This window comes from Bradyrhizobium sp. USDA 4451 (assembly GCF_054822585.1).
Genome location: NZ_JBTRCH010000001.1, coordinates 5,477,129 through 5,496,762 on the forward strand (window position 1 = coordinate 5,477,129; position 19,634 = coordinate 5,496,762).

16 protein-coding genes are annotated in these 19,634 nt (G+C 66.3%); 6 read left to right on the forward strand and 10 right to left on the reverse strand.

Annotation, left to right across the window (positions count from 1 at the left end; genetic code table 11):
* The 5 genes from ACVMB0_RS25175 to ACVMB0_RS25195 all read right to left on the reverse strand — a co-directional run bounded on the left by ACVMB0_RS25175 (position 1) and on the right by ACVMB0_RS25195 (position 4,972).
* A complete protein-coding gene (locus ACVMB0_RS25175; RefSeq protein WP_461348029.1) occupies positions 1-1,419 on the reverse strand; it encodes a glycosyltransferase family 4 protein in 1,419 nt (472 codons plus the stop codon).
* Positions 1,416-2,156, reverse strand: a complete 741-nt coding sequence (locus ACVMB0_RS25180) for an ABC transporter ATP-binding protein (RefSeq protein ID WP_461348030.1) — start codon at positions 2,154-2,156, stop codon at positions 1,416-1,418. The genes ACVMB0_RS25175 and ACVMB0_RS25180 overlap by 4 nt, the downstream gene beginning before the upstream one ends.
* Positions 2,157-2,158: 2 nt before the next feature.
* Positions 2,159-4,099, reverse strand: a complete 1,941-nt coding sequence (locus tag ACVMB0_RS25185; RefSeq protein WP_461348031.1) for a glycosyltransferase — start codon at positions 4,097-4,099, stop codon at positions 2,159-2,161.
* Between the two features lie 17 nt (positions 4,100-4,116).
* Complete coding sequence (locus ACVMB0_RS25190) at positions 4,117-4,344, reverse strand: hypothetical protein (protein WP_461348032.1); 228 nt, start codon at positions 4,342-4,344, stop codon at positions 4,117-4,119.
* A gap of 196 nt (positions 4,345-4,540) precedes the next feature.
* Positions 4,541-4,972 (reverse strand): hypothetical protein, encoded by a 432-nt coding sequence (locus tag ACVMB0_RS25195; protein WP_461348033.1) that lies wholly within the window; start codon positions 4,970-4,972, stop codon positions 4,541-4,543.
* Between the two features lie 164 nt (positions 4,973-5,136).
* Here ACVMB0_RS25195 and ACVMB0_RS25200 point away from each other — a divergent pair, with 164 nt between their 5' ends.
* Positions 5,137-6,012 carry a DUF6502 family protein gene (locus tag ACVMB0_RS25200; protein WP_461348034.1) on the forward strand — a complete coding sequence of 292 codons (876 nt, stop codon included), beginning with the start codon at positions 5,137-5,139 and terminating at the stop codon, positions 6,010-6,012.
* Complete coding sequence (locus tag ACVMB0_RS25205) at positions 6,009-7,247, forward strand: DUF5666 domain-containing protein (protein ID WP_461348035.1); 1,239 nt, start codon at positions 6,009-6,011, stop codon at positions 7,245-7,247. Before ACVMB0_RS25200 ends, ACVMB0_RS25205 begins: the two co-directional genes overlap by 4 nt.
* A gap of 67 nt (positions 7,248-7,314) precedes the next feature.
* Here ACVMB0_RS25205 and ACVMB0_RS25210 read toward each other — a convergent pair whose 3' ends face one another.
* Both ACVMB0_RS25210 and ACVMB0_RS25215 read right to left on the reverse strand, forming a co-directional pair.
* Positions 7,315-8,670: a M23 family metallopeptidase gene (locus ACVMB0_RS25210; protein WP_461348036.1), complete on the reverse strand. Its 1,356-nt coding sequence runs from the start codon at positions 8,668-8,670 to the stop codon at positions 7,315-7,317.
* A gap of 99 nt (positions 8,671-8,769) precedes the next feature.
* Positions 8,770-9,519 (reverse strand): peroxiredoxin, encoded by a 750-nt coding sequence (locus ACVMB0_RS25215; RefSeq protein ID WP_461348037.1) that lies wholly within the window; start codon positions 9,517-9,519, stop codon positions 8,770-8,772.
* Positions 9,520-9,749: 230 nt separating this feature from the next.
* On the opposite strand from ACVMB0_RS25215, the gene ACVMB0_RS25220 reads away from it, so the two are divergent.
* Entirely contained in the window at positions 9,750-13,454 is a 3,705-nt protein-coding gene (locus ACVMB0_RS25220) for a YhdP family protein (protein WP_461348038.1), read from the forward strand.
* 210 nt (positions 13,455-13,664) lie between these two features.
* On the opposite strand, the gene ACVMB0_RS25225 is transcribed toward ACVMB0_RS25220, so the two are convergent.
* Complete coding sequence (locus tag ACVMB0_RS25225; RefSeq protein ID WP_456755024.1) at positions 13,665-14,915, reverse strand: MFS transporter; 1,251 nt, start codon at positions 14,913-14,915, stop codon at positions 13,665-13,667.
* A gap of 114 nt (positions 14,916-15,029) precedes the next feature.
* The gene (gene tyrS / locus ACVMB0_RS25230; protein WP_456755023.1) at positions 15,030-16,283 is read right to left on the reverse strand and encodes a tyrosine--tRNA ligase; all 1,254 of its coding nucleotides are present in this window, start codon (positions 16,281-16,283) and stop codon (positions 15,030-15,032) included.
* 151 nt (positions 16,284-16,434) lie between these two features.
* On the opposite strand from tyrS, the gene ACVMB0_RS25235 reads away from it, so the two are divergent.
* From ACVMB0_RS25235 to ACVMB0_RS25245, 3 genes are all read left to right on the forward strand, one after another.
* Complete coding sequence (locus tag ACVMB0_RS25235) at positions 16,435-17,538, forward strand: anhydro-N-acetylmuramic acid kinase (protein ID WP_461348039.1); 1,104 nt, start codon at positions 16,435-16,437, stop codon at positions 17,536-17,538.
* An 82-nt stretch (positions 17,539-17,620) separates the two neighbouring features.
* Complete coding sequence (locus tag ACVMB0_RS25240) at positions 17,621-18,298, forward strand: glutathione S-transferase family protein (protein ID WP_461348040.1); 678 nt, start codon at positions 17,621-17,623, stop codon at positions 18,296-18,298.
* Positions 18,299-18,301: 3 nt separating this feature from the next.
* A complete protein-coding gene (locus ACVMB0_RS25245; protein ID WP_456755021.1) occupies positions 18,302-18,631 on the forward strand; it encodes a DMT family transporter in 330 nt (109 codons plus the stop codon).
* A gap of 136 nt (positions 18,632-18,767) precedes the next feature.
* Here the strand turns inward: ACVMB0_RS25245 and ACVMB0_RS25250 are convergent, their stop codons facing one another.
* Positions 18,768-19,415, reverse strand: coding sequence for an alpha/beta hydrolase (locus ACVMB0_RS25250; RefSeq protein ID WP_016843213.1), 648 nt, complete (start codon positions 19,413-19,415; stop codon positions 18,768-18,770).
* Between the last annotated feature and the right edge of the window lie 219 nt (positions 19,416-19,634).

The following is a 19,634-nucleotide window of genomic DNA, read 5'->3' on the forward strand; positions in this document are numbered from 1 at the left end:
TTACGCGGTCGCGCCGTTGAAGGTCGCCATCGCCGCGGTGAGCGCCGCGGCGGCGGTCGTGACATCGGCGGCAGCCCGATGCGACAGCAGGTCGCGCGCCTGGGTGTGGTGGCCGAAGCGGTCCGCGAGCTCGACCCGCCGCTCGCGGATCCGGTCGCGCCAGTGCTCCTGCTGCGCCAGCACGCGCCGCACCGAGGCGCAGATCGATTCGGTCGAGAACGGATCGAAATAATCCGCAAGCTCGCCCGCGACCTCGCGAAACACGGCAATATCGGAGCACAGCACCGGGGTATTGGCCGCGAATGCCTCGATGATCGGGACGCCGAAACCTTCGGCGAGGCTCGGCATGATCAGGCCGTGCGCATCGGCGATCAACGCCGCCTTCTCGTGCTCGTCGACATAGCCGGAGAAGCGGACGTTCTTCGGCAGGTTGCGCGCCTGGTTGACGCCGCCGGCATAGCCGATCACGACAAGATCGGCCTCCGGCAGCTTGCGGAAGGCGCGCACGACGGCCGCGAGGTTCTTGCGCGGCTCGTTCGAGACGATGACGACGAAGCTCGGCCGTGCCGGGACGGCGGCCGGCGCCGGCGCAAGCGGCACTTCCGCCGCGTCGAAACGGGTCCGCGGATAGACCACCCGCGCCGGGATATGCGCATATTGTGGCAGCAGGGCGCGGAAGCGGTTCATGCTGTAGTTGGAGACGAAGGCGAGCTCGTCGGCCTGCTGCACGCTCGTGAACAGGCGCGACAGGAACAGGCGGGTCGCGATATCGTCCAGCTTGAGATCGGTGATCGGCAACAGGTCGTGCACGACGCAGATCACCTTGGCGTTCCGGCGGCGCTTGATCGCAACCCGGGTCGGGGTGTCGATCAGGATGACGTCGTAGTCGCGCGCATCGACCCGGGGCGGCGGCAAGCGGGTCAGGGCCGAGGTGTCCTGATAGCTGTAGAAGCCGGGCTCGAGCAGAAAATCGCCGAACAGCTCGAGATGGCGCAAATCGGTCGGAATGTATTCGAGGCCCTCGGTTCGGTTCTCGATCCGCTTGACGCTGGTCGGCAGCACGTGAATCGAACGCAGGAAGGCGATGATGAACTCGAGCGAAGTCGCCGCCTTGAGCTTGTGCTTGAACCAGTCGACGGTGCGGCGCAGGCCGCCGCGCATGATCGGCGAGTTCATGTCGGTCTCGTCGAGGAAACGATAGAGCGCGAGCAGCTCGATCAGCCGAGAGTCCTCGGGCAGCAGGCGCGTCCGCTGCTGCCTGCGGCGCAGCTTGCGGTAGCGGCGCGTCGTCTCGACGACGAGCGTCAATTCATGACCGGCGCCGGCCAGCGAGCGGATCAGCTCGCGCGTGAAGTGAAAGATGCCGCGCTTGTGGTTGGGCTCGCCAAGCGCCTCGCTGACGACCAGGATCTTTGTCATGCGCTGATTTCTCTGAGCTCGAGGTGATGCGGGACGGGCGGATCCAGCGCGACGGTGCTGGCAATGCGGCCGTGGTCGAGATTGATGATGCTGGTGCAGGTCCGGCGCAGCAGCGCGTGGTCGTGCGAGGCGATGATCACGATCGCCGCGGTCTCGACCATCTTGCGCAGCCGCTGCTCGGCCTTGGCCGAGAATTTCTCGTCGACCACGCTGAGCCATTCGTCGAGCAGCAGGATGTCGGCGGGAAAGGCGGTCGCGGTCGCGAACAGCACCCGCATCAGCATGCCCGAGGAGAACATCCGCAGCGGCAGCCGTTGCATGCGCTCCTCGAGCTCGGTGAACGCCCAGATCTCGTCCAGGATCGCTTGCGTCGGCTTGCGGCCGGAGATCCGCAGCAGCAGGTTGATGTTGTCGGCGGCGACGAAATCGAGATTGACGCCGGCGCCCAGGCCGAGCAAGGGCACGATGTTGCCTGTCGTCTCGACCCGGCCGCTGGTGGCCGGGAACACGCCGGCGATCAGCCGCAGCAAAGTGGACTTGCCGGAACCGTTCGGGCCGGCGAGCCCGATGCGCGCGCCGGCCTTCGCCTCGATCGAGAAGTTGTCGATCGCGCGGATGGTGCGCATCTCGCTGCTTTGCCGGAACAGGCGCCCAAGCAGGCGGCGCTTCAGCGAGAAGTCGTAGGCGCCGTACAGCGGATAATCGAGGCAGGCGTCTTGGAGGTGAATGCTTGCCATGGCTAGATCCAGAACGCCGCTTTGCGCAGATGGGCGATGGTGACGGTCGCGGCGACCGCGAGCACGGCGAGGCAGGTCAGCACGTAGATCAGGCTGGTCATTGCGACGTGGCCCGTCGCCAGCGGCTCGCGCCAGATCGCGAACAGATGGGTCAGCGGGTTGAGCCGCATCACGGTCGAGCCGCGATCGATCATCTCCGATGTCCAGATGATCGGCGAGGCCAGGAAGGCCAGCGTCAGCGAGGACTCGATGATCGGCTTGATGTCGCGGTAGCGCGTCGCCAGCGCACCGAGCACGAGGCTCAGCGCCATCGTGCAGACGACGAACAGCGCGAGGCCGGGCAGGGCGATGACGGCGCCGCCGAAATCCCGCGGCGTCAGCACAAGCCACAGGATCATCGGCACCACTGCGTTGTGCGCCGCGAACAGTGCCTGGCGGAAGGTACATTGCAGCAGGAAGATCACCGGCGGCAGTGCGCGATCCTTGATCAGGCTGGCCGAGTTCTGCAACGCGGTGGTGGCATCGAGCACGACGCTGTTGAGGAAGGTCCAGGCGGTGAGGCTTGCCGCCAGCATCGGCAGCCGCGCCAGCGCGCCGGCGTTCGAGAAATGGCCGATGACCGAGCCGAGCACGGCCACCATGATCGCCATCTGGATCGACATCCAGAAGGGTCCAAGGAGGGAGCGGACGTAACGATGCCGCATGTCGGACCATGCCAGCGCGGCGGCGATCCGGATCGCACCGACGGGGCCGGCCGTTTGGCGATGCAAGCCTGGGGCTGACGAGCTTGCATCCTTTGCGGCGGCCTCTTCGGCGACGACTTTGCGGTACACCGTCTCCACTCCCTCCTTGAAGGCTGTTGTCGAGTATTTCGTGATCGCGCGGTGCCGCGCGGCCTGACCCATGCGGCGGCGCCGCTCCGGATCGTTGATCAGGCTTTCGATGGCGTCGGCGAGTGCCGCGGGATCGCCAGGCGGCACCGTGATCGCCTCGAGCCCGTGGCGGGCGACATGGGGAACGCCGGTGTCGAGCGCGGTGTTGACGACGGGACGGCTTGCGGCCATCGCCTCGAGCTGAACCAGCCCGAAGGTCTCCGCATTGGTCACCGACGGCATCACGAAGACGTCGGCGATGCGCATCAGCTTGACGCGCTCGCTCTCGGATACCGAGCCGAGCAGGCGGACCCGGTCCTGCAGGCCGTAGTCGCGGATCAGCTGTTCGAGATTGGCGCGCTCGCGGCCCTCGCCGACGATCCAGACCTCGAAATTGCGGGCGTGGGCCGATCGCACCAGCACGTCAAAACCCTTGTAGGGCACCAGCCGCCCGCAGGCGAGGACGAGGCGGCCGCGGGCGTTGACATCGTCAGCCTGTGCGGCCGGCCGGTCATATTTCTCCACATCGACGCCGAACGGGACGGCGTGGCACTTGTCGGAAAACTCCTGCAGCAACGGCGTGGTTTCGACCAGCACCGGATCGGAAACGATGATCGCGGCGGCGCGGTGCAGGGTTCGCCGCATCAACGGCTCGACCAGGAAGCGCAGTGCCGCGTGCGAGACGATATCGGCGTGCCAGTGCACCACCAGCGGCCGCGAGCGTCCGAGGCCGAACGCGAACACGAGGTCGGCGAGCGGGAAGGGGGCGTGCAGCGCCAGCAGATCGTGATTGGCGATGCGGCGCCACAGCCGCCACGGATAGGTCGGCGCCGCCGGCAGCGACAGCACGTCACCGAACGAATGCACGCGCTCGACGGCAACCTCGTTGACCACGATCTGCCGCTCGCCGCCGGAGCGCGAGCAGACCAGCACGGCGGCGTTGAACGTGCCCTTCAATCCGGCGCAGATGTCGCGGATGACGGTCAGCGTACCGCCGAACAGGTCGGGGTAGTAGACCTTGAAGATGTGCAGCACCGACGGACGTCGGGCCGGCTCGTTGACGACGATCATGGGCGGCTCGATCCGGATCATGCTGCGTACAGGGCGACGACGAACGGCAGCGCCAGCGCGGCGAAGAACACCAGCGAGCGCAGCAATGCCGGAAACACCGGCTCGATCGGGCCGCAAGGCGCCTGCGGCGTGAAGCAAGACGGCGCCTGCGGCGTGAAGAGTGTGGCGGCGGCGAACCGAGCGGATTGGCGCGGCGAATCGGATTCGCGAAGCGAATAGAGGCCGCGGGCCGAACGAAGAGACATTGCGTCGGATTCCCTGCTGAATGGATTTCGAATACGTGGGAAAATTTCACACGTCAATGGCTGCGAACTAAAATGTGGGATTATGTCCCACGTAAGGCGGTGGAAAACTTTTTGAGGGATGGAATGGCGCCCATGCGGGCGCGATCGCGCCGCGACCGCGCGGGGCGGGCGAATACGGGAGGTATCTAACTGGGCGTCAGGCCGGCTCGGCTGGGTGCGTCGTTGATGTCAGCAACTGGCGCCGGATGGTGGCGATGTCGAAATGGATCCGCTCCGGCAGCATCGCGGCTGCGGGCCGGTGCAGATCCTGCTCGATCACGACACGCTTGCCGCCGTCCGATGTCAGCGCGATCGAGATCGATTGCGCGCGCGGCTCGGCGCAGAGGCCGGCATGCGCGCGGCTGGCATATTCGCCGGCGCGCAAGCCGCCGAAGCCGAAGGCGAGCAGCCGGCCGTAGATGTACAGCGCCAGCAGGTCGGTTTCGCCGAAGCGGCGCGGCGAGCCGGGCACGACGCCCGGCAGGCAGGGATAGCCGCCCGCCATCACCGTCGACACGAACTCCTCGTAGGGAACCTGGGCGATCCGGCAGGCTTCCGCGATGGCAAGATCGAATCGGGCAGGCGTCATGGAAGGGATCCGTATCGATGCCAGGCACCGTGACAGCCGCGCCGGCATGCGCGCGGTGTCCGGAGGTAACTTTGTTTCCAATAAGTGGGAAAATATCACACGTCAAGTGACGCGAGTTGAGCAGTGGGATTGTATCCCACGCAATCGACGGCTAAAAGTTAGGCATGAATGCCAAGGCCCCGAAGTCGAAGGCGGGATCGTCCGCGCCGATCGCCGCAGCGAAGCTGCACGCGCCGCTGGCGCGGATGCTGCGTCCGCTGGTGCGGCTTTGCATTCGCGGCGGCATGACATTTCCGGCGCTGACACAGCTGCTGCGCGAGCTCTATGTCAATGTCGCCGAGCACGACTTCGCGCTCGAGGGCAAGGAGCAGACCGACAGCCGCGTCAGCCTGTTGACCGGGATCCACCGCAAGGAGGTGGCGCGGTTGCGCGGCGCCGGCGCGCCGGTCAATGCGGTGCCGGCGACGTTGTCGCGCACCAGCGCGATCATCGCGCGCTGGCTGGCCGCACCCGAATTCACCGACGCCAAGGGCGATCCGCTGCCGCTGCCGCGCACCGCCGACGGCGGCGCGCCGTCGTTCGAGACGCTGGTCGAATCGATCACCAAGGACGTGCGGCCGCGCGCTGTGCTCGACGAATGGCTCGACCGCAAGCTCGTCACCATCAATGATGACGACGAGATCATGCTGGTCGAGGAGGCGTTCGTGCCGCACGGCGACGACGACCGCAAATGGCACTATCTCGGGCGCAATCTGCACGACCATGTCGCGGCCGCCGAGCTCAACGTGTCCTCGGCGACGCCGCGTTTCCTTGAACGCGCGGTGCATTACGACGGGCTGTCGGCGAAGTTGGCAAAACGGCTCGAGGGGCGCTCGCGCGAGCTGGCGATGGAGGCATTGAAAGTCGCCAACCGCGAGGCCAACCGCGCGCTCGCAAAAGACAAGGGTGGCGACTATCGCTGGAATTTCGGCATCTACATCTATCGCGAGGGCCCGGACGGGCCGGTCGATGACGATGCGGACGAAGGCGGTGCGTCATGACGCGCCCGCCAGGTATCTCGCGCCGCGCGCTGCTGATCGGCTTCTGGCTTGGGGGAACCTCGCTCGCCGACGCGCAGGTCAAGAAACGCGGCAACGACCACGGCATCGGCGGCACCGGCATCACCGGCTCCGACCAAGGCATCGGTGGCACCGGCATCGTCGGCGTGATCCAGCGGTTCGGCTCGATCTACGTCAATGGCGAGCGCGTCGCCTATGCGGCCGACGTGCCGGTCAGGATCGACGGTGAGGCGGCGAATGCGAAGGCGCTGCGGATCGGACAACTCGCGCGCGTCGTGGCGCAGCGCGACGCCGGGGGCACGCTGTCGACCAGGCGCATCGATGTCACGAGCGAAGTGACCGGGCCGGTCGAGCATCTGAAGTCGGGCGAGCTGACTGTGCTCGGCCAGAAGGTCGCCTGGAGCGGCCGCGAGAGCTGGCTGAAGCCGGGCGCGCAGGTCGCCGTGTTCGGGCTGCGTCGCACGGATGGCGTCGTCGTCGCCAGCCTTGTGCAGGAGCGTCACGATGCGGCGATGCGCGTCGCCGGACCGCTCGAGCGCGATCGCGCCGGCAGCTTGCGGATCGGCGAACTCAAGCTCGCCGGTGTCGATGCGGCGCTGGTCGGGCAGCGCGTGCAGGCCGAGGGCCATGTCGCGCAGGGCGTGATGCAGGTGTCGCGCAGCCGCGCCGACGACTTCTCCGATCTCACCGGCGCCAAGCGGGTCCTGATCGAGGCCTATGTGCGGCGGGTTGGCAATGACCTGCAGCTCGGCTCCGGCTTTGTTGCGCGTGACCACTCGCGCTTCTCGCCGGCGGCGGATACGCGTGTCGTCGTCAATGCGCAGCTGTCGGGCCCGCGCGAGCTGCGGGTCGAATCGGTGCAGTCGGTCGGCCAATTCCCGGGTTCGTCGGTGCGCAATCCCGGCACGCCGGGACGCGGCTCCGGTGGTGGCGGACCTGGCGGCGGAGCAGGGCCGGGCGGGCGCGGCAGGCCCGGTGGCGGACCGGGCGGAGCTGGTCCCGGCGGCGGGCCGTCCGGTGCACCGGGAGGCGGTCCACCGCCTGGCGGTGGTCCTGCGCCCGATCCCTTGAGCGGCGGAACGACCGGCCCAGGTCCGGGCGGCTTCGGCCCGCCTGGCGGACCGTTCGGCCCAGGCGGCGGCGGTGGTCCGTTCGGGCCCGGCGGTGGATTCGGTGGCGGCGGGCCGCCCGGCGGCATGGGCGGCGGCCGCCGCTGAGCAAACAACGAAACGGCGCAAGCGAGCCGCTTGCGCCGTTATTCAGGTCGATCGTTGAGGGCTTGAATTAGCCCGCGCTGAGCCGGACGCCGGCGCGGAGGAATTTCTGCGGGTCGACCGCTTCGCCGTCGATGCGGGTTTCGTAATGCAGATGCGGACCGGTGGAGCGGCCGGTCGAACCGACGGCGCCGATCACCTGACCGATCTTGACGTATTCGCCGACCTTGACGCCGATCTCGGAGAGATGGCCGTAGCGGGTCGACAGCCCGTTGCCGTGATCGACCTCGACCATGCGGCCATAGCCGCCGGCCCAGCCCGCCGACACCACCTTGCCGTTGGCGGTGACCCGCACCGGATCGCCCTGCGCGGCGCGGAAGTCGAGGCCTGTGTGCATCGCCGGCCGGCCGAGGAAGGGATCGGAGCGAACGCCGAAGCCGCTGGTGAACTCGACTTCGCCGACGACGGGCTTGCGATAGGGCACCAGGGCCAGCGTCTGGTTCAGCCGCTGCATCTGGGCGCGGTTGATGTTGATGCGGTAGAGCTGGCGCTCGAACGCGCCGGCGTCGGGGGAAAGTTTCACGGGAACAAAAGGTCCGCCCATGCCCGAGCGCGGCACGGCTGCTTCGAGTTGCGCCATGTTGAGGCCGAGATCGCTGATCACGCCGCGCATCCGGCGCACTTTGGAATCGATGCTGTCCTCGACCGACGAGAGGGCCGCGACCTGGCGACGCTCGACCTGGTCAAGCGAGGTCTGCAGCCGGACCAGCACGTTGTCGACGCCCTGCGCCTTGGCGAACTGGTTCGGCTGCGCCTTGGCGATCAATGGCGCGCGCGATTCCAGCCGCGCCTCGCGATCCGGCGGCGCCACGAAGATCACGGTGTCGCTGATCGGAGATGGTTTCAACGGACCGGAGGAGGGCGCCGCCTCGGCGCGGCCCTGCGGCTTGATCGAGCCGGTCACGGTGGCATCGGGCATCGCGCCGAGCGCGGTGGCGCGCTGCTCCAGCGTCGACTGCCGCTTCATGATCTGGTCGAGCTTCTGGTCGAACTGCTCCTGGTCGAGCAGCTGACGGCTGGTGGTGCGGTCGACCTTGGCGCGCAGTTCCGAGATGCGGTCCTCATAGGCGTATTGCATCTCGGCCTGGCGCGCGATCAGCCGGGTCAGGACGTCGTCGCGGAAAGCGAAATAGGTGGCGGTTGCCGCCGACCACATGCCGAGCAGCACGACGGTGCCGACCGCGATCCAGAACACGACCGGTCCGAACCGGACCTGCTTGCCGGCATGGACCAGCGTATAGCCCTCGCCGGAGGCGGCCACCGCAGCGGCATGCTGGGCTGCCGGACGGCGCATCGGCGTCCGGCCATGGTCCTGCGGATGATGGTGTTTCTGGTATTCCTGGTGATGACCGGACCGGCTCGACATCGGTACTCCCGCGGCCGGTCGGACCAAGCTCCGTACGGCTAATTTGCGGGGCGATTTGAGCCTGGCATGGTTAATTTTCAGGAAACGGAGCCGCCCCGGTCAGAGCGAACGGGCGGCCTGCAATACCGCTTCAGCATGGCCGTCGACCTTCACGTGGCGCCAGACGCGGGCGACTTTTCCACTGGAATCGACCAGAACCGTGGTGCGAATAATTCCCATGAAGGTCCTGCCATACATGGATTTTTCGCCCCAGGCGCCATACGCCTCGAGCATCTCATGGGCCGGGTCGGAGGCCAGCGGCACCGACAACTGGTGTTTGTTTCGAAATGACTCCTGCGTCTTAACCGTATCGGCGGATACGCCGACCACTTCGGTTCCCGCGGCTGCGAACTCGTTTTTGAGCCGGGTGAAATCGATCGCTTCCCGGGTACAGCCGGGCGTGTCGGCCCGGGGATAGAAGAACAGCACCAGCTTCTTGCCGGCGAAATCCTTCAGGGAGATGCTGCTGCCGCCGTCGCGCGGCAGGTTAAAGGCAGGCGCCGCGGCACCTTCGACAAGCGCCGCAGCGCCTTCGGCAAGTGTGACGGCTGACGATTTGGTCACGGTCGCGGCCGGCTCTCGCTTTAACGGTTTCGATGCGGCCTTGTGCGAGGCTTTGCCTTGAACACCCGCTGCGGTCTTTGGCTTCGTCGCTTTCTTGGCCGTTTTCTTGGCCGCTGCCGTCTTCGCAACCGCTGTGCGGGTTTTCGTCGCGGACTTCCCAGTGCTTGCGCTTGCGGCGCGCGCAACTTTCGTTGCGACCCGCTTTCCGGTTGTCTTGGAGGATTTCTTGCGCGTTTTCTTGGACATACGCCTTCCTTTCGTCGCTTTCCGAAGCTCAACCATTGGGGTATTGCGGGGCTCACTCGCGGCGGCCGGATTCGCAACCGGCCGCTGGGCAAGTTTGATGGCCACGGAGTATGGTGACAAGGAATTCGACGCGTCACCCCGTCTGTTTGCTGAATTGGCGTTTGATTGGTTGGTCTGGTCCATTTTGGGGGCCATCGGCGAGTAACATGATGAGGCGAGGATAGGCGGCGATGCCGGCAGGGGAGCGCTCGATACGAATCGACGGGCGCCCCGATGGCGGCGATCAGCGTCGCCGTCAGCACCGAGAGGCAATGGCAAGGAACACGTCGCCGCAGGATCCAAATCCGCGCGCCGGGGCTGACTTCTCGCAATGGGAAGACGACGCCGCGTGGGACGAGCAGGATGAGGCGGCGGGCAACCGTGCGCGGCAATTGCTGTCGCGTTCCAACACCAATTTGCATCGCTTCACCGATTTCTGTTCCGGCATGCAGCGCTGGTTGAACGGCGAACGCTGGATCCGCCGCGTCGGATTGGTCCTCGTGGTGCTGGTCGTGATGTTCGCGACCTGCTTCGGCGCGCTGTGGTGGCGGCTCGGCGCGGGTCCGATCAATCTCGATCTGGCGACGCCCTGGCTTGCCGCGGCGATCGAGGAGAATATCGGCCACGGCAATACGGTCGAGGTCGGCGGAACCCAGATCGAGCGCGCCGGCCGGATCCGGATCGCGGTGCGCATCCGCGACATCATCGTCCGCGACCGCGACCATGCCGTCGTTGCCAGTGCGCCGAAGGCGGAAGTGCGCCTGTCCGGGACGGCGCTGCTGATGGGGCAGTTGCGGGCGGAGAGCCTCAACCTGGTCGATGCCGAACTGTCGGTGCGGATCACGCCGGACGGCAATGTGACGGTATCCGCCGGCGACACCGCAAAACCGCTCGCCACCGGCGTCGCCTCCAAGCGCGACGCGGGGATGCCGCCGACCTTCCCGCGACCCGCACCCGCGGCGTCGCCGCCGGTTGCTTCGCCGCCTGCTGCCTCCGAGCCCGCGGCGGCCTCGTCCGATTCGGCGCAGAGCGGACTGCTCGCCGGTCTCGACTGGCTCGATAGCCTCAGCATGACCGGCCTCGATGGGCAGAACCTCAACGAGATCGGCCTGAAGAACGGCAATCTCGTCGTCGACGACCAGCAGCGCGGCAACAAATGGAGCTTTGAGAATATCAGCCTCAGCCTGCGGCGCCCGAGCGGCGGCGGCGTCGCGCTCAGCTTCGGCGAGGAGGGCACAAAGCCCTGGTCGGTCCGCGTCCTGGTCGGACCGCAGCAGAACGGCGTGCGCTCGGTCGATATCAAGGCCGACAAGGTGTCCACCCGGAACATCCTGCTCGCGATGCGGAGCAAGGATCTGACCTACACCGCCGACCTGCCGTTATCGGGCGAGATGAAGGGCGAGCTCGGCCGCGATGGCCTGCCGACCTATTTCCGCGGCAAGATCAATGTCGGCGCCGGCAACATCATCGACACCGATACGCCGGACTACCCGATGCCGGTCGATTCGGCCGAGATGAGCGTCGAATGGGATTCCGGACGGCGCGTGCTGCTGGCGCCGATCAAGATCGTCTCGGGTGCCAACCGCATCACGCTGCTCGGTCATCTTGAACCGCCGAACGACAACGTCACCGACTGGCAGGCGGGCCTGTCCGGCGGCACCATCGTGTTGGCCGGCGCCGACAAGAACGAGCCGCCGCTGATCTTCAACCGCATCAACATCGGCTTCCGCTTCGACACCGAGAAGAAGCGCGTGCTGCTGACCCAGGCCGACATCTCGAACGGCGAGATCGGCGTCGCCGGCACCGGCAGCATCGACTATTCCGGCGAGCCGCGACTGCAACTCGGATTCGCCGGCACGCCGATGTCGGCCTCCGCCTTGAAGCGGATGTGGCCTGTCATCATCGTGCCCGAGGTGCGCGAATGGGTGCTGGAACGGATCGACCGCGGCACGCTCCAGCGCATCGATGTCGGCGTCAATTCGCCGGTGCATAACCTGTCGCGCAAGGGGCCGCCGATCCCGGATGACGGTCTCTCGGTCAACATCGTCGCCTCCGGCGTCACGGTGCGCCCGGTGGACCAGATGCCCGCGGTGCATGATGCCGATCTGAAGGCCAGGGTGACCGGCCGCACTGCGACCGTGACCATCAACCAGGGCATCGCCGACACGCCGGCGGGCCGCAAGATCACGATCTCGGATTTCACCTTCGAGGTGCCGGACATGGCGCCGAAGCCGTCGCCGTCCAAGGTCAAGTTCAGGGTCGACTGTCCGGTGCCGGCCGCGGCCGAGATCCTCGCATCCGACCGGCTCAGCGATCTGTCCGGTCCGCCGATCGATCCCAACGCCAGCAAGGGCAACGTCACCGCGACGATCAATCTCGGCATGCCGGTGAAGGGCGAGCTGACCAAGGCCGATACGATGTACTCGGTCGCCGCCGACATTTCCGGCGTCGCCGTCGATAAGCTGGTGATGAACCAGAAGCTCGAGGCTAATGCGCTGAAGCTGGTTGCCAGCAATGCCGGCTTCCAGGTCAAGGGCGACGTCAAGATCAACGGGCAGGCTGCCTCGCTCGACTATCGCAAGCCGGCCGATGGCGACGCCGACGTCAAGCTGCAGGCGACGCTGGACGATGCGAGCCGCGCGCGGCTCGGGCTCGATCTCGGTCCCGCGGTGTCGGGGGCTATCCCGATCAAGCTGAACGGCAAGATCGGCAGCGGCGACAACCCCACCACCAAGATGGGCGTCGAGGCCGACCTGACCCAGCTCAAGCTCGACAACATCCTGCCGGGCTGGGTCAAGGCGCAGGGCAGGGCCGGCAAGGCGACGTTCAACGTGGTGCCGAAGGGACAATCGACGCGGTTCGAGGATATCTCGATCGACGGCGTCGGCGTGTCGATCAAGGGGGCGCTCGAGGTCGATCAGAACGGCGACCTGATGAATGCGAACTTCCCGACCTATGCGCCGTCGGAAGGCGACAAGACATCGCTGCGGGCCGACCGCGGTCCCGACGGGGTGATCAAGGTGACGATGCGCGGCGACGTGTTCGACGGCCGCGGCTTCCTGAAGTCGGCGATCTCGGGCCGCGACAGCGATCCGAAGAGCAAGACCAAGACCACCGATTTCGACGTCGATCTGAAACTCGGCGCGGTGGCGGGCTTCAACGGCGAGGCGCTGCGCAGCGTCGATGCCAAGATCTCGCGCCGCAACGGGTTCTTCAAGGGCTTCACGCTGAGCGGCAAGGTCGGCCGCGATACGCCGGTGACGGTCGACATGCGCGGCCGCCAGCAGGGCCGCGAGGTGATCTACCTCCAGACCGGCGACGCCGGCGCATTCCTGCGCTTCATCGATACCTATTCGAAGGTGATCGGTGGTCAGCTCACGCTGGCGATGGAGCCGCCGATCCCCGAACCGAGCCCCAGGGAAGGCCTGATCAACATCACCGGCTTCTCGGTGAAGGGTGAAACCCAGCTCGACCGCGCCGTCGCCGGCGGGCCGGTCAGCACCCAGAACGGCATCGGCTTCGACGCACTGCGCGCCGAGTTCACCCGCCAGAGCGGCCAGCTCTCGATCCGCAACGGCGTGGTCAAGGGACCGAGCATCGGCGCGACCATCGAAGGCAGCATCGATTACATCGGCAACCAGGTGCGGATGAACGGCACCTTCATTCCGATGTACGGCCTGAACAACATGTTCGGCCAGATCCCGTTCTTCGGGATATTCCTCGGCGCCGGCAGCAATGAAGGCCTGATCGGCGTGACCTATGAAGTGGTGGGAACGCCGAGCCAGCCGGTGCTGCGCGTGAATCCGATCTCGGCGCTCGCGCCCGGCCTGACCCGCAAGATCTTCGAGTTCAAGCAATACGGCCCGAACGATCTGCCGACGACGAATAACAACTAGGGCAGGCGGTTAAGCGCGATTTCCATGCGTGCGGGGCTCGCATATAACCTGCCTCCGCGGGACGCACTGCCAAAACATCGAAAACAACCCCATGCAAAGGAGCCGGCGCCGTGCCGGACATGGCAAACCTGACATGTCAGGCAGGCGTGCCTCACCGCGCGTTATGGGACTGGAGCGGGCTGGGATCATGACGGCGCCTGCACGTCAGCCCTACCGCCGCAGCGCCGGCACCACCAGGAACGGGATCAATCCCAGCACCACGTTGACCAGCGCAAACGCGATCAGCGGATTGTAGCTGTGGGTCCAGTCGTGGATCAGGCCGCCGCCCCATGAGCCGAGGCCGGAGCCGAGGCCGCTGCCGATCATGATGGTGCCGTAGATCGTGCCGACGCGCTCGCCGCGGAAGATCTTCAGCGCGGTTGCGGTGATCAGCGGTCCGCGCGAGCCGATCATGCTGCCGAAGCAGATGATGAAGCCGGTCAAGAGCCAGTAGTTCGGATACCACTGCAGCAGCCAGAGCAGGATGATGCCTGCTATCGAGACGCCGTAGCTGAACAGCACTGAGGGCCGGCGGCCGATGATGCCGTCGAGGGTCGACACGCCGAGCATGCCGACGAACAGCGCGACGCCGGAGAAGCCCCAGGCGGTGGCCGCCTGCAGCGGCGGGAAGCCGACGTCGATCAGATAGGCGACGATCTGCGCGGTCAGCGCATACATCGCGATCGCGGTGAAGAAGAAGGTCGAGAACAGCGCCCAGAAGGCGTGGTGGCGCATCGCGCTCAGCAAGGTCCAGCCCTCGTCAGCCAGACTGGCCTCCGCCTTCTTCACGATATGAGGCGATCCGCCGGCGAGCAGCCGCCACGGCAGGAAGACGAGCGGTACGAGGAGGCACAGCGCGCCGACGCCGAACACCTGATAGGCTTCGCGCCAGCCGATCCGGTCGATCAGAACCTGCGACAGCGGCAGCAGCAGCAACAGACCGGCGCCGGTTGCCGAATACATCACGGCCATCGCGGTCGGCAGCCGCGGCCCGAACCAGCGGCCGAGCAGGATCGAGTTCGAGACGTTGCCGATCAGCGCGGTGCCGAAGCCGACGCAGAGCCCGACGCTGAGCTGGAATTGCCACAGCTGCTGCGCGCGCGAGGCGATCAGGAACGCGCAGCCGAGCAGCGACAGGCCCAGCGCATAGACCACGCGCGGCCCGGAGCGATCGAACAGGCGCCCGACCAGCGGCGCGGTGAGGCCGCTGGCGAGCCAGGTCAGCGAATAGACCGACACCACCGAGGCGCGGTCCCAGCCGAAATTTTCCGAGATCGGTTTCAGGAACACCGTGAAGCTGTCGCTGAGCCCGCGCCCGAGCACAGACAGCACGAAGCAGAGCGCGAGCACGTTCAACGCGACGCGCGACTGTTTCGCAGGTGCGGAAAGCGTGTCGTTTGGAGGCGTGGTCTGCTGGTCCATCGCATTCTTTTCGAGCGCGATCGGACGCAAAACCGGAAGTCCACTTTTGCTGATCGCGCTCCTAGATGGGAGCGCGCTTTCCGCACTCCCGACAACCGACAAAAGCGAATGCGCCTATGCAGGCTTCAGCAGGACGTGGCGCTTCTTGCCGAGCGACAGCTTGACCACGCCCTCCGGCGTGAGGTTGGCCGATGTCAGCAGCATCTTCTCGTCGGTCACGGCAGCATCGTTGACGCGCAGGCCGCCGCCCTTGATCTGCCGCCGCGCTTCGCCGTTCGAAGCGACGAGCTCGGCCTTGACGAAAGCGGCGAGCACGCCGACGCCGGCTTCAAATTCGCCGCGCGGAATTTCAACCGTCGGAAGCGTCTCGGCCAGCGCGCCTTCCTCGAAGGTGCGGCGCGCGGTCTCGGCGGCTTCATTGGCGGCATCGCGACCATGGAGCAGGGCGGTCGCTTCGGTCGCCAGCACCTTCTTGGCCTCGTTGATCTCGCCGCCCGCCAACGCCGCGAGCTTGTTGATCTCGCTCATAGGAAGGATGGTGAACAGCTTGAGGAACTTGACAACGTCGGCGTCCTCGACATTGCGCCAGTACTGCCAGAAGTCGTAGGGCGAGAACTGGTCGGCGTTGAGCCACACCGCGCCCTTGGCGGTCTTGCCCATCTTGTCGCCGGAGGCGGTGGTGAGCAGCGGCGTGGTCAGCGCGAACAGCTGCGGCGAGCCCATGCGGCGGCCGAGATCGACGCCGTTGACGATGTTGCCCCACTGGTCGGAGCCGCCCATCTGCAGCCGGCAGCCGGCACGGCGCGACAGCTCGACAAAGTCGTAGGCCTGGCAGACCATGTAGTTGAACTCGATGAAGCTCATCTCCTGCTCGCGCTCGAGCCGGAGCCGCACCGAATCCATCGTCAGCATGCGGTTGACCGAGAAGTGCCGGCCGATGTCGCGCAGCATCTCGATCCAGTTCAATTTCGTCAGCCACTCGGCGTTGTCGAGCATGATGGCGTCGGAGTGGCCGTCGCCATAGCGCAGCACCTTGGCGAACACGCCGCGGATCGAGGCCTTGTTGGCTTCGATCTCGGCGACCGTGCGCATCGCGCGCGTCTCGTCCTTGCCGGAGGGGTCGCCGACCATCGTGGTGCCGCCGCCCATCAGCGTGATCGGCTTGTTGCCGCTCTGCTGCAGCCAGTACAGCATCATCATGGTGAGGAAGTTGCCGATGTGCAGCGACGGCGCCGTGCAGTCATAGCCGACATAGGCGGTAGCCTCGCCCTTCGCGGCGAGCGCGTCGAGGCCCTCGAAATCGGAGCACTGGTGGACGAAGCCGCGTTCCTGTAGAGTGTTCAGGAAATCCGATTTAAATGCAGTCATTTGTCGGCGAGCCGGATCATTCTTGTTTTACGGTTTTTGCATCTATTTGCGGAACCTTGATGCTCAGGGCTGCCGCGGCGGACGCGCAGTGGCATTATAGGATGTACTTGTTTGAGACAAGCCGGGGGTTCCCGGCTGGGGCGCTTCCAGCATGATGTTAACGGCACTCGGTCTGATGAGCGGGACCTCGCTCGACGGGGTCGACGTGGCATTGATCGAGACCGACGGCCGCCAGATCAAGGCCTTCGGGCCCACCGGCTATCGCCCCTACACCGATGGTGAGCGCGGTCTGCTGCGCCAGGCGCTGACGGAGGCCGTTCACCTGTCGCAGCGCGACGCCCGACCGGGGATCCTGCGGCAGGCCGAACAGGCCGTCACCACAGCCCATGCCGAGGCGGTCGCCAGCTTCTCGGCGCAGCACCGGATCTCCGCCCAGGAGATCGACATCGTCGGGTTCCATGGCCAGACCGTGCTGCATCGCCCCGAGCGCAAGCTCACGGTGCAGATCGGCGATGCGCCGGCGCTCGCCAAGGCGATCCACATCCCGGTGATGCATGATTTCCGTGCCGCCGACGTCGACGCCGGCGGGCAGGGCGCGCCGTTCGTGCCGGTGTACCACCGCGCGCTGGCGCAATCGCTGCACCGCGAAGGGCCGATCGTCGTGGTCAATATCGGCGGCGTCTCCAACATCACCTATATCGACGGCGCCGACGCGCTGATCGCCTGCGACACCGGGCCGGGCAACGCGCTGCTCGACGACTTCATGTTCCGCCAGATGCACCAGCCGTTCGACACCGCCGGCAAGTTCGCAGCACTCGGCAAGCCTGACGAGGCCTGGATCGCGCAGGCGCTGACGCTGCCGTTCTTCTCGGCTCCACCGCCGAAATCGCTCGACCGCAACGATTTCGCGAGCCTCAAGCTCGGCGCCGTGGCGCCGGCCGACGGCGCGGCGACGCTGACCGCGTTCACGGCGGCCGCGATCGGGAGGATCGTGCCGCTGCTGCCCAAGGTGCCGAAGAGCTGGATCGTCTGCGGCGGCGGCGCCGCCAACCTGACGATGCTGCGGATGCTGCGCGACCGCCTGGCGCCGGCAACCGTCGAGCCGGCCGAAGCGCTCGGCTGGTCCGCCGACGCGATCGAGGCCCAGGCGTTCGGCTTCCTCGCCGCGCGCGGCATGAAGGGACTGCCGCTGAGCTACCCCACCACCACGGGGGTGCCGATCCCGATGACCGGGGGCATCATCGCGCGACCGTGATTTAGATGCAAATGCATCTACCTTGACAGTTCCATGCCGCTGCATTTAATTCGATGCAGTTGCATTGAACGCGAGGTTCGTCATGGCCGCCCTGAAGCTGATCAGCCACAAGCTCTGTCCCTATGTGCAACGCGCTGTCATCGCGCTGCATGAGAAGGGCGTGCCGTTCGAGCGGATCGATATCGATCTCGCCAACAAGCCGGATTGGTTCCTGAAGATCTCGCCGCTCGGCAAGGTGCCGGTGCTGGTGGTGACCGGCGACGACGGCAAGGAAGTCGCACTATTCGAAAGCAACGTGATCTGCGAGTACATCGAGGAGACGCAAGCCGGCGCCAAGCTGCATCCGCAGGACGCGCTCACGCGCGCCGAGCATCGCGCCTGGATGGAGTTCGGCTCGGCCGTTCTCGGCGATCTCTGGGGGCTCGAGACCGCAACGGATGCCGCGACCCATGAGAGCAAGCGGCAGGCGGTCGCGGCGAAATTCGCGCGCGTCGAGGCGGCGCTCGGCGCCGGTCCGTTCTTCGCGGGCGACAAGTTCAGCCTGGTCGATGCGGTGTTCGCGCCGGTCTTCCGCTACTTCGACCTGTTCGACCAACTGACCGATCTCGCAGTCTTCACGCATACGCCGAAGCTGCGCGCCTGGCGCAGCGCGCTGGCGCAACGGCCGAGCGTGCGCAGCGCGGTGTCGCCGGAGTATCCGGCGCTGCTGCACGCGTTCCTGGTCGGCCACCGCGCGCACATGCTGAAGCTTGCCGCCTAAGCCATGTCGCACTCGCTTGCCTGGATCGCGCTCGTCGTCGCCGGTCTTCTCGACGTCGGCTGGGCGATCTCGATGAAATATGCCGAGGGCTACACGCGACTTGGCTGGACGCTGGTCTCGCTGCTGCTGCTCGCCGCGTTCGTGTTCCTGCTCGGGCGCGCGCTGCAGGTACTCGGCGTCGGCGTCGCCTACACGGTGTGGACCGGCATCGGCGCGGCCGGCACGCTCGCGATGGGCGTGCTGTTGTTCAACGAAGCGCTGAACCCGATGAAGGTCGCGGGGATTGCGCTGGTGCTGGTCGGGATCGCGGCGCTGAAATTCGCGCCGGAGTAAAGCCGTAGCCGGATGAAGCCAACGGGTCGCGCGAACGCGGGCCCGATGACAGGCTCCGCGCAATCCGGGGGTCTATCCGCAGTGAGAGTGGTCCCGGATTTCGCTGCGCTCCATCCGGGCTACAAGATCCGCGTCCTCAGCGCACGTTGGCGAGACGCATGTCGAGATAGCCGGTCACCGTCTCCATCAGCGGCTCGAGCTTGCCATCGAAGAAATGGTTGGCGCCCGGGATCACCTGCTGGTCGATCACGATGCCCTTCTGCGTCTTCAGCTTCTCGACCAGTGTGTTGACGTCCTTGGGCGGCACCACGGCATCCTTGTCGCCATGCACGATCAGGCCCGACGACGGGCAGGGCGCGAGGAACGAGAAGTCGTAGAGATTGGCGGGCGGCGCGATCGAGATGAAGCCCTCGACCTCCGGCCGGCGCATCAGAAGCTGCATGCCGATCCATGCGCCGAACGAGAAGCCGGCGACCCAGCAGGCGCGCGCCTCGGGATTGATCGCCTGCGCCCAGTCGAGCGCGCTCGCCGCGTCGGACAGTTCGCCGGTGCCGTGATCGAACGAGCCCTGGCTGCGGCCGACGCCACGGAAATTGAAGCGCAGCACCGAGAAGCCGCGATGCGCGAACGCGTAGTAGCACTGATAGACGATCTGGTGGTTCATCGTGCCGTGGAACTGCGGATGCGGATGCAGGATCATCGCAATCGGCGCGTTCTTCTGCTTGGCCGGGTGATAGCGGCCTTCGAGACGGCCAGCGGGGCCGGTGAAAATCACTTCAGGCATTGTGTTCCCTTGATTGACGCGTTCCCTTGATTGACGTCGATCAATCAACCGGTTGGAGCCATCTTCAGCGACGGGCGCGAACAGGGCGGCTCATGATGAAATCGGGCGCAGGCACCGCCGGGCGGCACGCTGGAGGGCCTTCTAGCATGACGCAAGGGGCAAAAATCAAGGAAATTGTGCCGCTTGGCGGCGGCGAATCCATATCGTGAGGCGCGTGCA